Below are 17,274 nucleotides of genomic sequence, written 5' to 3'. Positions count from 1 at the left end.
ATCCTGCAAAAGCGCGCCTCGCGCCGAGGCCGCGGCCGGCTGTCGGCAAAATAAGGACGCTTTTCTAATTAGTATACCATATTTTCTCAATCAACATGTACTATAATGCTTGCTGATGTTGTTCAAGCAGCTGGCGGATATGGTCCATAATGTAATCGGCCGCTTCTTCCGGGCTCGCCTTCCGCTCGCGCAGCGGCGTCATATCAATCGGCGCCCCGTACACGACTTTGAGCGGCACAAACGGGCGGTACGGGCCAATGATCGCACACGGAACGACGGCGGCATCGGTGCGCAAGGCGAAAAAGCCGACGCCAGGCAGCGCCTTCTTCAGCCGGCCGTCCTTGCTGCGCGTCCCTTCGGGAAAAATGCCGAGCACCTCCCCTTGTTTCAGCACTTCAAGCCCCGTGCGCAGCGCTTGGCGGTCGTTCATGCCGCGCTTAACCGGAAAAGCGCGCAAGTGTTTCACAAGCGTTTTCACAACTGGGGTGCGAAACAGCTCCTCTTTCGCCATAAACCGGATCGGCCGCGGTGCTGTAATGCCGACGACCGGCGGATCCAAGTTGCTGATATGGTTGGTGCAAAGAAGCACCGCGCCTTCTTTTGGAAATTGTTCAAGCCCTGTAACTTGAATGCGGTACAAAGGAGTTAATATGCTTTTTACCGCTCCCCTGGCCACCGAATAAAAATCCACCCTCATCCAATCCTTTCGTTGACGACTTCCATAATGCGCGCCGCCACTTCCTCAACCGACAATGACGTCGTGTCGATTTCCACGGCATCCGGCGCCTTGCGCAGCGGTGCCGTTTCCCGCTCCGAGTCAAGCCGGTCGCGGCGGGCAATTTCTTCTTTCAACGTTTCAAGGTCAGACGGAAACCCGCGGGCGATATTTTCCTCGTGACGGCGCCGCGCCCGTTCCTCAACGGAAGCTTTTAAGAAAATTTTCACTTCGGCATTCGGCAGCACGTTCGTTCCGATGTCGCGTCCGTCCATGACAACGCCGCCTCCTTTGGCCATGGCGCGCTGGCGGGCGACCATCTCCTCACGCACGAGCGGATGCTGAGCGACAAACGATACCGCATTCGTCACCGCCTCGCCGCGGATGATATCTGTGATGTCTTCGCCGTTGACGAACACGAGCTGCCCTTGCGGCGATGGCTTCAGTTCAATAGATGTATCACGGAGCAAAGACAGCAACGCCTGTTCATCGTGAACGTCAACGCCGCATTGAAGCGCCCGGTACGTTAACGCGCGATACATCGCCCCGGTATCGATATATACATAAGAAAGGCGGTTGGCAATAAGTTTGGCGACCGTGCTTTTCCCTGCTGCCGCAGGTCCATCGATCGCAATGCTAATTGGTCGTTCCATAACTCCTCCTGCTTCATCGAATCATGTAATGGCGGCACAAAGAAAAATGCAGGAAAACCCTGCATGTTCTCGTGTTTATTGTACCATATTTGCCGTCAGCGGTCGACGGCCGTTTCGATCATTTCTGTTTTTTCCGGCTTGGCGACTCCTTCATATTCGTACACTTTGCCGATATAGAGCGCCACCGGCGTGTGCAAGACAAGCCATTGGGCAATCAGGAGACAAATCGCCTGGATCACAACAAGCTTCCATAACAGCTCTTCGATCCGCTTCATGGCGAACCATCCTGCCTTCCGTTTTTTCTAGCAGTATTCCACATGGCCCGCTCATTTATTCCCATCGTTTTCCCCTTTCGTCAAGCTGCCGCTCGAAGCTGTAGCGGATGAGCCGGGCACGGTCCTGGGGAGAGAGCGCGGTGAACTCGACCGACATTTTGGCGATGCCCTGCTCATGAGCGGTCATGCGAACGATCGTTGCTTCCGTTTTCATATAATGATACTCACCGGAGCGCATCGTTAGCACAAGCCAAAGCTCAACCGTCATGCCGGGGTGAAGAAGCGGTGCGTGCGCCGGCGGAATGAGAAGCGCGGCTCCGCCCGCGCTAATATCGACCGTCATCGTCACAAATGGAGCGAACTCACCGTCAAGCGGATGGACGGCGGCATCGACGTTCGCCTTCACCCGCACATAACGGCGGCGCTGGATGCGGATGACATATTCGTCGCCCGGATAAGCCAAGACAACCATTGGCAGCGGGTCGCGCACTTTCCCTTTCACTTCCGTCTCAAATATGTATAACCCCCCATCTTGACCGACAAAACTCGCTTTAAATTGCATGCCGTTTAACAAATACACCGTTTTTCCGCTTTGTTCGTCGACAGGATAACTAATATGGATCGCCCCGTCAGCGATGGCAAGCGTCTTGCTCCGATATTGCCGCGGCGAACCGTCGAGCGGCTCAAGCCGGATCCGATCCCCGATCTTCATCATCATTTTTCCATTTTGCCCCTTTTTGACCAGCGGCCGAATCGTCCATGATGCCGCCGACCTATATCGTTTCATACGACTATTATACCATACAATCTTCCTGCGGGTCGGCGGGAATGAAAAAGAGGAAAGGCTCCATGCTTGGCCTTTCCTCCCTTTGCTCTCACCCGTAGTTCGGTTCGACACTTTCGAGTCTTTCCACTTTTTCTTCGAGACCGGTTGACGCATTAATAAACAGCTGGTACGTCTCGCCGTCAAGCGTTCCTAAAAACTCGTAGCAAAGCACCGGTTTTTGCAAGTCGTTCATAATCACCGCCTGGCGTTGCTCCATCACTTTTAACTGCGGGTTTACCTTTTTCTTCGCCGCTTCGACGGTGAGTTTCGGTTTTGGCAACGGGCGCGGGATCGACGATGACAAATAATCGCGCGCCGAAAAACCGACGATGCGACCATTATCGAGCGCCACTTTCATTTGGATGGCTTCCGGATAAATGCGGATGCCGTTTTCACTTTTAACAAATGTAAGCACGGCGACATTATCGTATTGCGTGCTGTCGTACAGCTCAAATCCGGTAAATTGATGCCGTTTTAAAAATGCCATTCCGCGGTTGGCCGCCTCATGCAGGCTGATCTTCGGTTTGCCGACCGGCCGGCTGTTCAATGCCCAAATCGGGTAGCCGCCGTTTTTCGTAATGTCCATGTAAATGTCGCCTTTTGTTTTCGGATCGTGAATCGTTAAACTGTAAAAGCGGTCGTCCGCCCCTTTGCCGCTTTCCGTCACCTTGATTTCCTCCGTCCCCTTTAGGCCAAGGAAATCGCGGGCGATTCGTTTCGCTTCGGCTTTGGAAACCGGACGGCCTTGCGCCCGGACAAACCCTTTTTCTTCATTGGCAAGACCAACAAACGACGGACCAAACTCTGACGAACTCGAGAACGTATCGACATTTTTTTCGACCGCCTTAAAGCCGTCAATAATAATGTTATCACCTTTCTCGTCATTTGTTGCCAGCGCCAGCTCGACGTCCATCCAGCGCAAATTGTTTTCAAGCACTAAATGTTGCACATTGCGCAGCTCTTGGCGGATGGCGCCGGCGTTTTTGTACAGCGCCTGCAGCGTCTTGTACTCTTCCTTTGTCAACGGCTCCTCTTCCAAATCGCGCACCGCTGTCCGATAGCTGAACTCGCCGATTTGTGATAAAAACTCTTGCGTCTTGTTAAACGGCAAGAGCGACAACGGCAGCTGACCGACGTCTGAGTGGGCTTCCGATGCGATTTTCCACACCTCGGCAAGCGCCGGCGACAATGACGCATGCGAGTTCATCGCCAGCGTTGCGCCGAGCTTATCATGAAGCAAGTCGATTTGATAGGCCAAATCGTGGAACGCGCGCTGGTAGTTGTTTTCCGCGTGGATTAAAATCGCGTTTTTCTCCAAGTGCTCGCGGTAGCCCCAGTAGCCGGTGCCGATGACCGCCACGGCAAGCACGGCAATTAAGATCGTTCGCAGCATATCCGTCCCCTCCTTTATTTGCAAAAAATATGGTCGCCGATCCGTTTGATTTGCGGCCGGCTCCAAATCCAATCGCTAGTCGCTGTCGCCGGGTTGAAATAATAAATGGCCCCGCCGCTCGGATCCCAGCCGTTGATGGCATCAAGCACCGCTTTTCTCGCCGTTTCGTTCGGCGTCAGCCAAATTTGGCCGTCAGCGACTGCGGTGAACGCGCCCGGTTGAAAAATGACGCCGGCGACCGTGTCCGGGAACGACGGATGCTCAAGCCGGTTTAAAATGACCGCAGCCACGGCCACTTGCCCGATGTACGGCTCGCCCCGCGCTTCACCGTAAACGGCGTTCGCCATCAGCTGAATATCGTTTTGCGAAAATCCTTTCGGCACATTGGACGCCGTTGTTTTCGCCGTCCGTCCCCCTCCGCCGCCGCGTTTTTTCACTTGCTGGCTGAGCGGGATGCCGCCATAATGGGTGAAATCATTTCCTTGGCGGATTTGCTCTTTGACGAAGTCCTCATAATATTTGGATGCATTGACAAGCTTCCGCTTTGTTTCTTCCCCGGCCAATCCGTCGACCGGCAGGCCGTATTCGTATTGGAAGTTGCGCAGCGCCCAATACGTGCGCCAACCGAATACGCCGTCAATTTTGCCGTTGTAAAAACCGAGATATTGCAACCGCGCCTGCAACTCAATGACATCATCACCAACTGCCCCGCGCTGAATCACCTGCGGGGAAAAGGCGGCGGCATGGCTCGCTGGATGCAGGCATACCCACGCGCCTATTAAGGTGAACATGATTAGTTTCCTTACCATATGCAAACCTCCCGTCGACCATCGCCGTTTTTATCCTTATTTTCCTCCGATTTTCCCTCTTTATGCAGAAAAAAGAAAAAGGGGCTGTCCGGAAAGCCGCCTGTTCGACTTCCGGACGCCCCTTTTCACGTTGCAACTTTTTGCTATATCAACTATCTCCCCTTTTTAAGGGAGTTCTACGTTTCGAACGGCTCCTCTCGCTGACGGCGTCGCCTGGCAGCGGGCGTATCCTTTTGCCTGCTTCACTTTGCGCAGCGCCACCCACCATAAAGCGAGCATAAACGGTCCAATGTAATAGCCCCATTGCTTCTTGGCCAGCAAAATCCAGTCATACATGCCATGAAGGAAAAACGGCAGTAAAAACGACGCCCACAAATAATAACAACGCTTTTGAACAGCAAATTTCGCTTTGCCGAAATAAAATCCCATGATGACGGCAAACAACGCATGGCTTGACACCGGCAACAGCGCCCGGCTGACAGCTGTCTCCACTCCGTTGGCCAATAAATACAAAATGTTTTCGAGCGTCGCAAATCCTAACGAAACGCTGGCGCTATACACAATGCCGTCATACGGCTCATCAAATTCATCATGGTCGTACACAAAAAAATAGATGATAAACCATTTCACAAACTCTTCAAGCAGCGCCGCCGATAAAAACGCCTCCGCCATCGGCGACGAAATGATCTCTTCTTCCACTAACACATACTGAATGAACATAATCGGAAAAACGAGAAGAACACCGAAAAAAAACATGCGCAACACAAAGGACAACGGTTCGGCCTCATATTCGTCCTTTAAATAAAAATAGCTGAGCAGCGCCACCCCGGGGGCGACGCCGGCGGAAATGAGCGAAAACATCCCGATCCCCGTTTCTCTATCGTTTTACCTCTATCGTACCATGAAACCGAGGAGGAAAAAAGAGAATTTTCCAGACAGTTTCCTGTCTAATAAGCAAACAAGCCGTCGATGGCTGCGTCGGAAGCGAGGGCGACGGCAAGTTTGATGCGCGCCTTTTTGGCATCATAGTCGCTGCCGAGAATCACGCCTTTTTTATGTAAGTCATACGCGCTTCCTAAGTAGTCGTACGTCGTATACACCGCCCCTTCCTCAGCGCTCGTCGTCACGACCACTTGAATGCCGGCTTCGATCGCCTTGACGATTTCACCAACCATGTTTGGCGCCACTTGCCCGCGGCCGACTCCTTCAAGCACGATGCCGGCAACGCCGCTTTCGCGGGCCGCCTTAATAAATTTTCCATCCGCCTCCACATAACATTTCACAATATCGACGGGCGGAAGTGGGCGCACAAGGTTGTAATATTCACGCCGGATTGGCTTTTGGTACACGTGCACTTCGTCGTTGTCAATAATGCCTAAATAACCGAATCCAAAGGCGTTAAACCCTTGAATGTTGGAAGCATGCTCTTTTTTCACATATTTCGCGGCAAAAATGCGCTCGTTAAACACAACGACCGTCCCCGCCCCGCGCAGCGTTTCGGCGCACGCGGCATAAATGGCGTGACGGATGTTGATATACACATCGCTTCCCAAATCCGTCGGCGCCCGCTGCGAGCCGGTAACAACAATCGTTCGCGGGTCATTCACAGTCAAATCTAGAAAGTACGCCGTTTCCTCAAGCGCATCGGTCCCGTGGGTGACGACGATGCCATCGACAGACGGATCAGCGAAATGCGCCTCAATCCGCTTTTTCAATTCAAGCCAATGCGCAAACGTCAAATGCATGCTCGGCAGCTGAAACACGCTTTCGACTTTGACCTCGATTTCTTTCGGCAAATGGCACATGGCGGCAAGTTCTTCCCCGCTTAACGCCCCGGCACGCAAGCGGCCGGACCGTTCATTCCGCTTGCTGGCGATCGTGCCGCCGGTCGTCAGCAGCACTACTTTTCGTTTCATCGCATTCGTCACCTTCGCTTTCTCGTTTCAAACATGATGCCCGGCGATTTCTGCCGCACCGAAACGGTGCGCTACAACGGTTTCCGAACCGATGTACCGCGTTCGCGTCGGGCGATGCAGGCGGCGATATGATCTCCGTGAAAACGGCCGTTTTCGATAAAGATTTCATTTGCATTATTGCCGGCGGCGAGTACTCCCGCGATAAACACCCCCGGCACGTTCGTTTCCATCGTTTCCGGGTCATAATGTGGCCGACCGCTTTCCGGGTCAACGCGGACGCCGATGTTCATCAAAAAGCGATGGTCCGGGTGATAACCGGTCATGGCGAACACAAAATCGTTTTTGATCGTTTTTGTTTCCCCGTTGACTTCGTAAACGACGGCATCTTCCGTAATTTCTTTCACATGGGCGTGAAATTCCATCCGAATGACGCCCTTGCGCACCAATGCATCAAACTCTGGCAAAATCCACGGTTTGATGCTTTTGGAATATTCGCTCCCGCGATATAGCACCGTGACGCGCGCCCCGGCCTTCACAAGCTCCATCGCCGCGTCGACGCTCGAATTTTTCCCGCCGATCACGACGCAGTCAGTGTTGAAGTACGGGTGCGCTTCTTTGAAATAATGCATCACTTTCGGCAGTTCTTCCCCCGGCACATTCATATAATTTGGATGGTCGTAATACCCGGTGGCAACCACGATGTATTGGGCGCGATACTCGCCTTTTGTCGTTTCAACAACAAACGCCCCGCCTTCTTGCCGCTCAACGGTTTTCACTTCTTCAAACGTGTTGACGCGCACTTGTTTACGGACGACGACTTCGCGATAATACGCAAGCGCCTGGTTTCTCGTCGGCTTCCGGTTTTCGGTAATAAACGGCACCCCGCCGATTTCCAACCGATCGCTCGTGCTGAAAAACGTCTGATGGGTCGGAAAGCGGTAAATCGCATGGACGATGTTGCCTTTTTCGATCACAAGCGGCGAAAATCCGACGTCCTGCAAGGCAATTGCCGCCGCCAACCCGCACGGCCCGCCGCCGACGATAATAATTTTTTCTTCTTTCATGTTTCTTGTCACCTCGCACGAAGCAAAAAATCCCCTATCTTATGATAGGGGATTTCGCCCAAGCTTGCAAACGTCACTGCTTGCTGCGTTCACACCCAGCCGCGGAACCGGCATGCTTCCGCCATTTTGCGGACGCCGACCATGTACGCGGCAAGACGCATGTCAACGCGGCGCGTTTGCGCCATGTCATATACATTGTTAAACGCCTTGACCATCACTTTTTCAAGCCGCTGTTCGACTTCCTCTTCCGTCCAATAGTACCCTTGGTTGTTTTGCACCCATTCAAAGTACGACACCGTTACGCCGCCGGCGCTTGCGAGCACATCCGGGACGAGCAAAATGCCGCGTTGCGTTAAAATTTCCGTCGCTTCGAGCGTCGTCGGGCCGTTTGCCGCCTCAACGACAATGCTTGCCTTAATGCGCGAGGCGTTTTCGGCCGTAATTTGGTTTTCGATGGCCGCCGGCACTAAAATGTCGCACTCAAGTTCAAGCAGCTCTTTGTTCGAAATCGTATTTTTAAACAGCTTCGTCACCGTGCCAAAGCTGTCGCGCCGCTCAAGCAAATAGTCGATATCAAGCCCGTTCGGGTCGTACAGCGCGCCGTATACATCGGAAATGCCGACAACTTTCGCCCCGGCGTCGTGCATAAACTTCGCCAAATAACTGCCGGCGTTGCCGAACCCTTGGACGACGACACGCGCCCCTTCGAGCGACAGGCCGCGTTTTTTCGCCGCCTCCCGGATGCAAATCGTCACCCCTTTGGCCGTCGCCGTTTCCCGGCCGTGCGAACCGCCGAGGACAAGCGGCTTTCCAGTAATAAAGCCCGGTGAATCGAACTCGCGGATGCGGCTGTACTCATCCATCATCCACGCCATAATTTGCGAGTTCGTAAACACATCCGGCGCCGGAATGTCTTTGGACGGTCCGACGATTTGGCTGATGGCGCGCACATAACCGCGGCTTAAGCGCTCAAGCTCGCGGAATGACATCGTGCGCGGGTCGCAGACAATGCCGCCTTTGCCGCCGCCATACGGCAAATCGACGATGCCGCATTTTAGGCTCATCCAAATCGACAGCGCTTTCACCTCACGCTCGGTGACATCAGGATGGAAGCGCACCCCGCCTTTCGTCGGGCCGACGGCATCGTTATGCTGCGCCCGGTAGCCGGTAAAAATTTTCACCGACCCGTCGTCCATGCGCACCGGAATGCGGACGGTCAGCACGCGGATCGGCTCTTTTAACAGTTCATACACTTCTTCCGGATAGCCGAGCTTTTCCAACGCTCTATGTATAACAATTTGTGTCGACGCCAGCACGTCGTATTGTTGGCCCTTCTCTTCCGTATGCTTATCGGCTGCCATACGTAAACCTCCTATAAGCTCGCTATAATAGTTTGTCGCCTTCCATGTCATAGTATACACCTTCTGTCGGCGTCTGCAAAGGAAAATGATGAAACACGCAAACCGTCTTACAGGGGGGAGCATTTCACACGAAAAAATAGACTCCTTGTCCATGGAAAGGAGTCTTGGCTGCGCCCTAGTTAGCCCGGAAATAATGAACGAGTTGCCTAATGGCGCGCCGTTCGATCAACTGTTTCCCGTATTCTTGCACACGGTGTATCGTTATCGTGGCCGGGTTGCCGAACTCGGCCAGCAAGGCGACAAAGTTGTCGAGCGGAATCGGCGGTTCTTCAGCAACATGCAAGTAAAAGCGGCCTTGGTACGAATAGAGCGTGCCGTCGAGGCAGCCGACCGCATACAAACGATGGGCGAGCTGGATGACATCTTCGAACGTTTGGAATTCGTAAAATATGTCATCGCTCTCATCGAGCGTTACTTGCATTTCAATGTAATCGTCGGCGAATTCTTCTTCGATGTCGTCGTAGTCGCCTTCGTTCGTGACGATAACGACCATGCCCTGTGCCGGTAAAGAGTACACTTCGACCGCGATCGACCCGTTCACCTCAAAGCCGAGCTCTTCGCTCGCCTCCTCGATCATATCGCGGAACAACTGATGGACTTTAAACGTGTCCTTCCATAAATCGTCTTTCGTCAACCCGCGGTCCAGCAAATCGTCAAACGTCAAGAAGATTTTAATTTTGTTGTGGGTTAAGCGCTCAAGACGCATCGGCACCCCTCCTTACCTACAGAGCCATCTCTTACCGTTATTGTATGTTGCAACTCGCAATTGGTTCGTTTGTTATTATTAATGAGTTTACATCGTTTCCCCGGTTTTAGACAAGCATTTTTTCTCGGTTGTCGGTTTTCCGGGGGCAATCGTGATGAGATGGGTCTCCGCAGGCGCTCCGAGGCGAAGCGGCACCCCGGTCGTACCGTAGCCGTTACTCGTAAACAGCGCGGTATTGCCGTGCCATTTGATCCCCCCTTTCTCATACAACCCAAACGAAAACAACCGGATTTGCCCACCATGTGTATGGCCGCTCAACACAAGCGAAATGTGCTGTTCCTCTCCGAGACGGGCCATGATCGCCGGATTATGGCAGACCAAAATACGAAATGATTGAGGCGGGACGTGTTCAAGCGCCCGATCGATATCCGCCTCCTTCCGGCTTACGTCGCCGACGCCGATGAGCGCGACCGGCACACCGCCGCGCTCCCATACTTCCGCTTTGTTTTTGAGCACATGGACGCGTTCTTCCTCGAGCAATGATTGAAGATCGTAGTGGACTTCGTCATCATTATTTCCCCAAACAAAATAAACGGGAGCGACCGCCTGCAGTCGGCGCACGTTTTCGCGGACGCGCGCAGCCGGCACCCCTTTTTCAGCCAAATCCCCGCCAATCACGACGAGATCGGCTTTTCCTTTCACCGTCTCAAGCATGCGACAGGAAACGATTCGCCGATGAATATCCGAAATAAAGAAAATCGTAAGCTGCGGCCAATTGTCAGGAAAATGAGGAAACGACAGCGTCACATGGCGGACCCGGTTGCTGTGCGCTTCTTTCCACATATAGCCAAGCAAAAACAGAAAACTCGTGATCGCTCCCCCGATGAACATACTTCCTCCTGCTAAAGCCGGCCGCCTTCGGTCAACCGGCGATCTCTCAATGTCATCATACCATAAAGAAAGGAAAAAACGAAAAAAAGTGCCGCTGTTTGCCAATGAAACTGAAACGCCCAATAAAAATGGCTAAGGGCCGCTATACTCACGAACCATTCACCAACGCGGAACCGACGGCCGGACAGCAGACGTATACTCCCGATGATCACCATACGGATGAGTGCCCCATTGGCGGCACTGCCAAGCAAAAAACAAGCGATCGCAAGCCATGTCCGCAGCGGGGAAAAGAGCAGCTCTGTCAAAAACGGCGCCGGTGAAAACGGTTCGAGCGGCGGCAACCAACGAAAAAACAAATACGTGCATAAAACAGCGGCCATAGCGGTCATGGATAGGCGGCCCATGTTTTCCTCCTTCGCTTTATTCTCCTTATTCGTCATGACAAACAGGCATGAACGACACGGCTCCGTCATACATATAGACTGAACTTTGCCAAAAAAAGGGGGGGTTTTATGTTTACGACGCGCAAACAATACGAGCCGTACATCAGCCCGTTTGACCCGTGTCCGCCGATCCGCGTCAAAACGTACGTCACTGCGCCAAACTTATACATCGGCTTCCAACCGCCGAATTTGCCGCAGTTTCCGCTGCGTGAAGCGTTAATGAAAGGAACGCTCTGGCAAGTGTTTTACGACCCGTATTACAGCCCTTACGAAACGAAGACAAAAGGTGATGGCTCATGAAACAAATGCCAAAGGAGTATTACGAGCAGCTTGAGGAGCTGCAAGCCGTCGACTTTGCCCTCGTTGAGCTGACGCTTTATTTAGACACCCACCCAACCGATTATCAAGCGATTCAACAATTTAACCAACTCGCCCAAAGACGGAAACAACTGAAAAAACAGTTTGAAGCCGCCTACGGCCCGCTTGAGCAGTTCGGCCATAGCTATTCGAACTACCCGTGGAATTGGGACGACACGCCTTGGCCTTGGCAAGTGTAGCCGACCCATCACGAGCGCAAGGAGGAACGGATCATGTGGATTTATGAAAAAAAATTACAGTACCCGGTCCGCGTCAGCACGTGCAACCCGCGGCTGGCCAAATATTTGATTGAACAATACGGTGGAGCGGACGGGGAGCTGGCCGCTGCGCTCCGTTACTTAAACCAGCGTTATACGCTGCCATCGAAAGTAATCGGATTGCTAAACGATATCGGCACCGAAGAGCTCGCCCATCTCGAAATGATCGCGACGATGGTGTACAAACTGACGAAAGACGCGACGCCGGAACAGCTGAAGGAAGCCGGACTTGAGCCCCATTATGTCGACCATGAGCGCGCCCTCTTTTACCATAACGCCGCCGGCAACCCGTTTACGGCGACGTATATTCAAGCGAAAGGCGACCCGATCACTGACTTGTACGAAGACATCGCCGCCGAAGAGAAGGCGCGCGCGACTTATCAATGGATTATCAATATGAGCGACGACCCGGACTTAAATGACGGACTCCGCTTTTTGCGCGAGCGGGAGATCGTCCATTCACAACGATTCCGCGAGGCGGTCGAAATTTTAAAAGAGGAGCGGGACCGGAAAAAATTTTTCTAAACAGAACACAGCTGGATGGAGTCCCCATTCAGCTGTGTTCATAATATAAGTTAATGTCGTACTCCCGCCTCAGCCACTCAAACAGTCGATGACGCCCGTTCCACTGCTCTTCTTCTTTCCATAAATCAATGCTTTTTTGAATAATTTCGCAGCGGAGAGCGTGGAAATCATCTTCCGCCTTTTCGCTTTTTCCTTTGTAATAAACAGCCGCCCAATACACAGTGCATAACAGGAGCAGGATCAAAATGTGGACAGGCGCGGCAAAAAACCAGGCAAACCGCTCGCTCCACGTCGCAATGGCCGCCGCATGGACCATAACATAAAGAAGAAAAGCGGCCAGGCCGACAAATGAGGCGGCTTGCAAAAGGGTGGTCCGCTTTTCGAGCCGCTCCCATTTTTTCTTTTTTTCAATAACGGCAAGCAACATTTCTTTTGTCACTTCATCGAGGGAAAATTCGCTTGGAAAATGGGCCATCGTGCTCTCCCCCTTGTCCTGTTCTATTGCCCATCATATGCTGTTGCCAGCGGTGTTAGAACAAAAGGGGAAGCACCGGCCACCAATTTTTTGAATGACAGGGGCGTCTGTGCTCAGTTTTCTTCGTGAAGCGGGATGCGCAGCATTTGCCCCGGCTCAAGCCGGTTGGTCGACAAACCGTTTTCCTTTTTGATGATATCCATAGCGCTTGGCGTGCCGTAATATTTCATGGCGATGCTATATAGCGTCTCGTTCGGCGCAACAATGTGTGTGATCGTCTTGCTGTCCGCTTCGCCAACATTCTTTTCGCCCGCCGGTCGCTCCCGTTTCGGCATTTGTCCGGCTGCCTCGACGTCGTCGGCCCGAATGACGCGCACCGTTTCCCGGCTGCTAGTTTCCTCGTGGCGGACGACTGTAACCGTCCCGGACTCCGATCGGGCGTGATGGATGGCCAGCACCGCTGCCGGCAGCGCCAAAAACAAAAGCGCCAACAAGCGGGCCGGTATGTATTTTCGCTTTTGTTCTTCTTTTTGCCGCCGCCTGTTTAGGCGTGATGGCGACGCATCGGCATCGGACGTCGGCCGCTTTTTCCGCGCCAAGCGTCTTGGCGTTCCTTCCATCGCCTCACTCCCTTTCCTCCTCCGTCTTCCGGTTTAATCGAATATGTAAAGCAAGCACAAAATCGATCAAAAAATGGGCGGTCACTGTCACCCATAAACTGTTGGTCTGTTCGTAAAGTACGCCAAGAAACAGGCTAAGCACCATAACCATAAAGAATAAAAACCATTTTTCCAAATACCGGATATGCAACGCAGCAAAGATCACACTCGCTGCCCAAAGCCCCCAATGTGTTTGCACGATGCCGCGAAACAGCCATTCTTCGGTGACGGCAATCAGCCCGCATAAAAAAAAGAGATGAGGAATGGAGCGGGAGCGAAAAATTTTTTCGTTCACTCCGCCGTCATCATGCCAGTCTCTCGGCAAATAACGCATGGCCAAAAAATCAACCGCCAACACAAGCGCTGCCGCACCCACACCGTATAACAGCACATCGGTCAGATGAAACTGCCAAAGCCGGCGCCACCCGGCCCAATCGAACAAAAATGGCGAGAGGCCGCCGGCAACAGCGAGCAACAACCCTTGCGTCAAATAAAGATGAAAAAGCACTTCACGGTCCGTCATCTGTCGAATTTGTTCACTTTGCCGCCTCATTTTGCCGCCTCCCGGTGAAAAACATCTGCCATAGCTCTTCACGCCAGTAGCGGACCGGCGCCGCATCGAGGCGGCGGGTGGCACGCATATAGGCATCAGGCTGCAAACCGCAATGGTCGCAGCAAGCGTCCGGCCTGTCCGCCAGCTTCTCCCCGAACGGAAGAACCATTGCCGCGCGGCGGCAGGAAGAGGTGTGCACCCAACCGTCCATTTCATGCAGCTTTTTTCGCTTCCATTGCCGCCGCGCCTCCATGGCGGCGGCCACTCTTTCATACAGCTGTTCCTTCGTCTCAACGACGGGGCGTTTCGGCGCCGCCGTTTGTCCCCATTCTAAGAAATACGCCACGAGCCGTTTTTGTATGTCCGTAAATCCACTCGTTTCGAGGGCGGCCTTCCATCGCTCCGCGTCCGCCGGCAGCCGCTGGAACCATTCCCGCAGCGCGCTCAGGTTGGGAAGCTCCGCTTCAGCCACCGCCTGGGCGATAGCCCGATCGCCATCAGCATAAAACAACACCGCCAGGCTTGGCTTCCCGTCGCGTCCAGCCCGTCCGATTTCCTGCACATACGCCTCAAGCTGGGCCGGCATATGAAAATGGAGCACGAACCGGACGTTTTCTTTGTTCACACCCATCCCAAACGCGCTCGTGCAACAAACGAGATCAAGCTGGCCATATAAAAATTGTTGCTGCACAAGCAGCCGTTGCTCCCCGTCCATGCCGGCATGGTAATACGCCACCCGCCCCGCCCCGCTCTGTTCAAGCCGGCGCGCCATTTCTTCCGCCCATTGACGGCTCGAAAAGTAAACGATCCCCGGCCCCTCAAGCCGCTGCGCGTATTTGGCTAAGCGCACCGCTTTTTCCTCAGTCGACAGGCAATGTTCGACCTTTAAAGCGATGTTCGGGCGATCAACAGAATAAATATGGCAGCAGGCGTTTTTCATCCCGAGCGTGCGGACGATATCGCTCCGCACCTCCGGCGGCGCTGTCGCCGTCAGCGCCAGACACGGTGGAAAGCCGAGGGCACGCCGGACCGCCCCCAGCTTTAAAAAGTCCGGGCGGAAATCATAACCCCATTGAGAAATACAATGCGCCTCATCGACGACGAACAGGGAAATGTGTGCGCGTCCAAGCGCAGCTAAAAACTTCGCTGATTGCAGCATTTCCGGCGAAGTGTAAATGAAGCGAAAACCGGACAGCGAGGCGAGCGCCTGCCATTTTTCTTCCGCATCGAGCAGGCTATGGAAAGCAATCACCCGTTTTTCCCCACGACGGCGCAACTGTTCGACTTGGTCTTCCATGAGCGAGACGAGCGGTGAGACAATAAGCACGCTTCCGGGGAGCAAATACGCCGGCAGCTGGTAGCAAAGCGACTTGCCGCTTCCAGTCGGCAGCATCGCCAACACATCACGTCCGGCAAGCACGTCTTCAACCACTTCCCGTTGCCCCGGACGGAATGAAGCATGTCCAAACTGCGCACGCAATATTTTGATTAATTCATCCAACGTCCCACTTCCTTTGCTAAAACGAGACGAATCTCAAAATAACTCGCTGCACCGCCGAGCGCCTCACGAATATCCTTTAACTTGCGCGTCCCCAGCGCCCGCGCCGCCGCTTGGATCGAAACCGCCTTCCCGTCTGCCACAAACGGAGCGATCGAAAAGCCCGGCACATTGGCAGCAATTTCGACAATATGGTCCTCAACCGTACTCCGCTTCAGGCGGCGAAATTTCGCGATTTCTTCCACTGTTTTCCCTTTCTGCAGCCATTCGTACGTTTTTCGCGCCGATTGCGTCAGCTGCACCGGCGCCAGCCCGGCCATCAGCTCCGCCATCAGCGGAGCGCGACCAGCCTCAGCCTCCGTCATCATATAATGAAGAACGTTGCGAAATTGGAACTGCACATAGAGCGCATCTGTTTGCAAATAGGCAGCGATTTGTTCCGCCGTCCAGCCGATGCGCGCGGCGCTTGTAAGCCGCAGCGTAAACACTGTCGCCTCTTCCTCGGAGACGGCTTCAAGCAGCCGGATGAGCTCCTCGTAGAACGAGGCCGTGAGCGTTTGGCGTGAGCCGTTCGCGAGCAAATATTGCTTTACCCACTCAAGCGTCCGCTCGTCACGGCAAATCGGCGTAAAGCGCCGCCCGTAAACGAGATTGGACAGCGTCTGGCCAACAAGAGAGAGCCGCTGCCAAAACAGCCGGTCTATGTCGTGATAACGCCAGCCGTTCAAATGGCGAGGAAGCGACATTTCCCGCCCGTCAAGCCATTGCTTTCCGGCCTCTGTCAGCCTGTACGTTCGGTTGCCCCCCGGCGCGGCCAACCGCCGTTCAGTGAGCTCCCGTACAGCCGTCTCAAGTTCGGCCATCGTCACATTTTTCCATGTGCCAAAAAACGGCTCAAGCCGAAACCATCTGCTGTCTTGCAACGTTTGAGCCGACTTTTTTCCAGAAAATAAATGGTACACCGCCGCCAGCGTCCGTTCGCCATCGAACCGGCGCAAACAGTGCGCCAGCAAAACTAGGGCATAGCCTTGCCGCATCCTTGTTCCTCCCTCACCTCTATTGTAACAAAAATTATCCGGTTGGTCGGCACGAAAAATATGAGGTTGGCAGCCGCCCTCTGTAACGAAAATAAACGGCATGCATATGTGTAAAAATACGGGAGAACAATTTTTTAGTTGAAAAGCGAGGCGAACGGTCTTATTATAAAAGTGAAAGTTCATTTCCGAGCAGGCAACACGGAGATGGCCCGTCCGTTTCCAATAAACTTGGGGAGGTTAGATCTTTATGCCAAAGTATACGATCGTCGATAAAGAAACATGCATCGCCTGCGGAGCGTGCGGCGCAGCAGCTCCGGATATTTACGACTATGACGAAGACGGCATTGCCTACGTCACCCTTGATGACAACCAAGGAATTGTCGAAGTGCCGGATATTTTAATTGACGATATGATGGACGCGTTTGAAGGCTGTCCGACCGAGTCGATTAAGGTCGCGGACGAGCCGTTTGACGGCGATCCGAATAAATTCGACTAAACCCCCCCTCTTGCCGAATCGGCAAGAGGGTTTTTTGGTCGAGACGTGAAAAAATGCCATTCCATAAGTAGCGCATCCTGGGCGAACATGCTAAAATAAGATTGTCTTGTCCGCCGTCAGCCGGCGGACAAGTTTTCATGCATACATAACGAGCAAAAAAAGGAGCATTCCCGTTAGGAGCTTTTCCGGGGACTTGATCAAAAAAAGCCCTCTTGGTATGATGCAGGGGTGTCAAACAATACCTACCATCATGCCAAGGAGGACTTCAGATGAATTGTACACAA

22 protein-coding genes are annotated in these 17,274 nt (G+C 53.4%); 4 read left to right on the top strand and 18 right to left on the bottom strand.

Annotation, left to right across the window (positions count from 1 at the left end):
• Positions 1-100: 100 nt before the first annotated feature.
• The 13 genes from ACTVDO_RS11440 to ACTVDO_RS11380 all read right to left on the bottom strand — a co-directional run bounded on the left by ACTVDO_RS11440 (position 101) and on the right by ACTVDO_RS11380 (position 11,073).
• A complete protein-coding gene (locus ACTVDO_RS11440) occupies positions 101-697 on the bottom strand; it encodes a lysophospholipid acyltransferase family protein (RefSeq protein ID WP_442901563.1) in 597 nt (198 codons plus the stop codon).
• Positions 694-1,368, bottom strand: coding sequence for a (d)CMP kinase (gene cmk, locus ACTVDO_RS11435; RefSeq protein WP_442901562.1), 675 nt, complete (start codon positions 1,366-1,368; stop codon positions 694-696). The genes ACTVDO_RS11440 and cmk overlap by 4 nt, the downstream gene beginning before the upstream one ends.
• Positions 1,369-1,463: 95 nt before the next feature.
• Positions 1,464-1,643, bottom strand: a complete 180-nt coding sequence (locus ACTVDO_RS11430) for a YpfB family protein (protein ID WP_020960348.1) — start codon at positions 1,641-1,643, stop codon at positions 1,464-1,466.
• Positions 1,644-1,698: 55 nt separating this feature from the next.
• Entirely contained in the window at positions 1,699-2,358 is a 660-nt protein-coding gene (locus ACTVDO_RS11425; protein ID WP_442901584.1) for a flagellar brake protein, read from the bottom strand.
• Positions 2,359-2,518: 160 nt separating this feature from the next.
• Entirely contained in the window at positions 2,519-3,862 is a 1,344-nt protein-coding gene (gene ypeB, locus ACTVDO_RS11420; RefSeq protein WP_442901561.1) for a germination protein YpeB, read from the bottom strand.
• 14 nt (positions 3,863-3,876) lie between these two features.
• Complete coding sequence (gene sleB, locus ACTVDO_RS11415) at positions 3,877-4,671, bottom strand: spore cortex-lytic enzyme (RefSeq protein WP_023817669.1); 795 nt, start codon at positions 4,669-4,671, stop codon at positions 3,877-3,879.
• A 165-nt stretch (positions 4,672-4,836) separates the two neighbouring features.
• Positions 4,837-5,532 (bottom strand): glutamic-type intramembrane protease PrsW, encoded by a 696-nt coding sequence (prsW, locus tag ACTVDO_RS11410; RefSeq protein ID WP_020960352.1) that lies wholly within the window; start codon positions 5,530-5,532, stop codon positions 4,837-4,839.
• A gap of 86 nt (positions 5,533-5,618) precedes the next feature.
• Positions 5,619-6,587 carry an asparaginase gene (locus tag ACTVDO_RS11405; RefSeq protein WP_020960353.1) on the bottom strand — a complete coding sequence of 323 codons (969 nt, stop codon included), beginning with the start codon at positions 6,585-6,587 and terminating at the stop codon, positions 5,619-5,621.
• A 71-nt stretch (positions 6,588-6,658) separates the two neighbouring features.
• Positions 6,659-7,651: a YpdA family putative bacillithiol disulfide reductase gene (locus ACTVDO_RS11400; protein ID WP_442901560.1), complete on the bottom strand. Its 993-nt coding sequence runs from the start codon at positions 7,649-7,651 to the stop codon at positions 6,659-6,661.
• Between the two features lie 89 nt (positions 7,652-7,740).
• On the bottom strand, positions 7,741-9,012 hold the full coding sequence (locus ACTVDO_RS11395) for a Glu/Leu/Phe/Val family dehydrogenase (protein ID WP_020960355.1): 1,272 nt from the start codon (positions 9,010-9,012) through the stop codon (positions 7,741-7,743).
• Between the two features lie 175 nt (positions 9,013-9,187).
• The gene (locus ACTVDO_RS11390) at positions 9,188-9,778 is read right to left on the bottom strand and encodes a genetic competence negative regulator (protein WP_020960356.1); all 591 of its coding nucleotides are present in this window, start codon (positions 9,776-9,778) and stop codon (positions 9,188-9,190) included.
• An 87-nt stretch (positions 9,779-9,865) separates the two neighbouring features.
• Positions 9,866-10,669, bottom strand: coding sequence for a metallophosphoesterase (locus tag ACTVDO_RS11385; protein WP_020960357.1), 804 nt, complete (start codon positions 10,667-10,669; stop codon positions 9,866-9,868).
• An 11-nt stretch (positions 10,670-10,680) separates the two neighbouring features.
• Complete coding sequence (locus ACTVDO_RS11380) at positions 10,681-11,073, bottom strand: hypothetical protein (RefSeq protein WP_020960358.1); 393 nt, start codon at positions 11,071-11,073, stop codon at positions 10,681-10,683.
• Between the two features lie 108 nt (positions 11,074-11,181).
• Between ACTVDO_RS11380 and ACTVDO_RS11375 the strand changes: the two genes are divergently transcribed.
• The 3 genes from ACTVDO_RS11375 to ACTVDO_RS11365 are packed head-to-tail and all read left to right on the top strand — an operon-like array spanning position 11,182 to position 12,272.
• The gene (locus ACTVDO_RS11375; protein WP_020960359.1) at positions 11,182-11,412 is read left to right on the top strand and encodes a spore coat associated protein CotJA; all 231 of its coding nucleotides are present in this window, start codon (positions 11,182-11,184) and stop codon (positions 11,410-11,412) included.
• Entirely contained in the window at positions 11,409-11,669 is a 261-nt protein-coding gene (locus ACTVDO_RS11370) for a spore coat protein CotJB (protein WP_020960360.1), read from the top strand. Before ACTVDO_RS11375 ends, ACTVDO_RS11370 begins: the two co-directional genes overlap by 4 nt.
• A gap of 33 nt (positions 11,670-11,702) precedes the next feature.
• A complete protein-coding gene (locus ACTVDO_RS11365) occupies positions 11,703-12,272 on the top strand; it encodes a manganese catalase family protein (RefSeq protein WP_020960361.1) in 570 nt (189 codons plus the stop codon).
• Positions 12,273-12,300: 28 nt separating this feature from the next.
• Here ACTVDO_RS11365 and ACTVDO_RS11360 read toward each other — a convergent pair whose 3' ends face one another.
• From ACTVDO_RS11360 to ACTVDO_RS11340, 5 genes are all read right to left on the bottom strand, one after another.
• Positions 12,301-12,747, bottom strand: coding sequence for a YpbF family protein (locus tag ACTVDO_RS11360; RefSeq protein ID WP_020960362.1), 447 nt, complete (start codon positions 12,745-12,747; stop codon positions 12,301-12,303).
• Between the two features lie 113 nt (positions 12,748-12,860).
• On the bottom strand, positions 12,861-13,367 hold the full coding sequence (locus ACTVDO_RS11355; RefSeq protein ID WP_020960363.1) for a LysM peptidoglycan-binding domain-containing protein: 507 nt from the start codon (positions 13,365-13,367) through the stop codon (positions 12,861-12,863).
• Between the two features lie 4 nt (positions 13,368-13,371).
• Positions 13,372-13,959: a CPBP family intramembrane glutamic endopeptidase gene (locus ACTVDO_RS11350; protein WP_020960364.1), complete on the bottom strand. Its 588-nt coding sequence runs from the start codon at positions 13,957-13,959 to the stop codon at positions 13,372-13,374.
• Entirely contained in the window at positions 13,943-15,460 is a 1,518-nt protein-coding gene (locus ACTVDO_RS11345; RefSeq protein ID WP_442901559.1) for a RecQ family ATP-dependent DNA helicase, read from the bottom strand. The genes ACTVDO_RS11350 and ACTVDO_RS11345 overlap by 17 nt, the downstream gene beginning before the upstream one ends.
• Complete coding sequence (locus ACTVDO_RS11340) at positions 15,448-16,494, bottom strand: helix-turn-helix domain-containing protein (RefSeq protein ID WP_020960366.1); 1,047 nt, start codon at positions 16,492-16,494, stop codon at positions 15,448-15,450. The genes ACTVDO_RS11345 and ACTVDO_RS11340 overlap by 13 nt, the downstream gene beginning before the upstream one ends.
• 247 nt (positions 16,495-16,741) lie before the next feature.
• On the opposite strand from ACTVDO_RS11340, the gene ACTVDO_RS11335 reads away from it, so the two are divergent.
• Entirely contained in the window at positions 16,742-16,990 is a 249-nt protein-coding gene (locus ACTVDO_RS11335; protein ID WP_008879661.1) for a ferredoxin, read from the top strand.
• The last annotated feature ends 284 nt before the right edge of the window (positions 16,991-17,274 follow it).

The organism is Geobacillus sp. BK01, from assembly GCF_052220245.1.
Taxonomy (GTDB): Bacteria; Bacillota; Bacilli; order Bacillales; family Anoxybacillaceae; genus Geobacillus.
The sequence above is the reverse complement of the archived record's forward strand: the minus strand, read 5'-3'. Positions and strand labels throughout refer to the sequence as shown.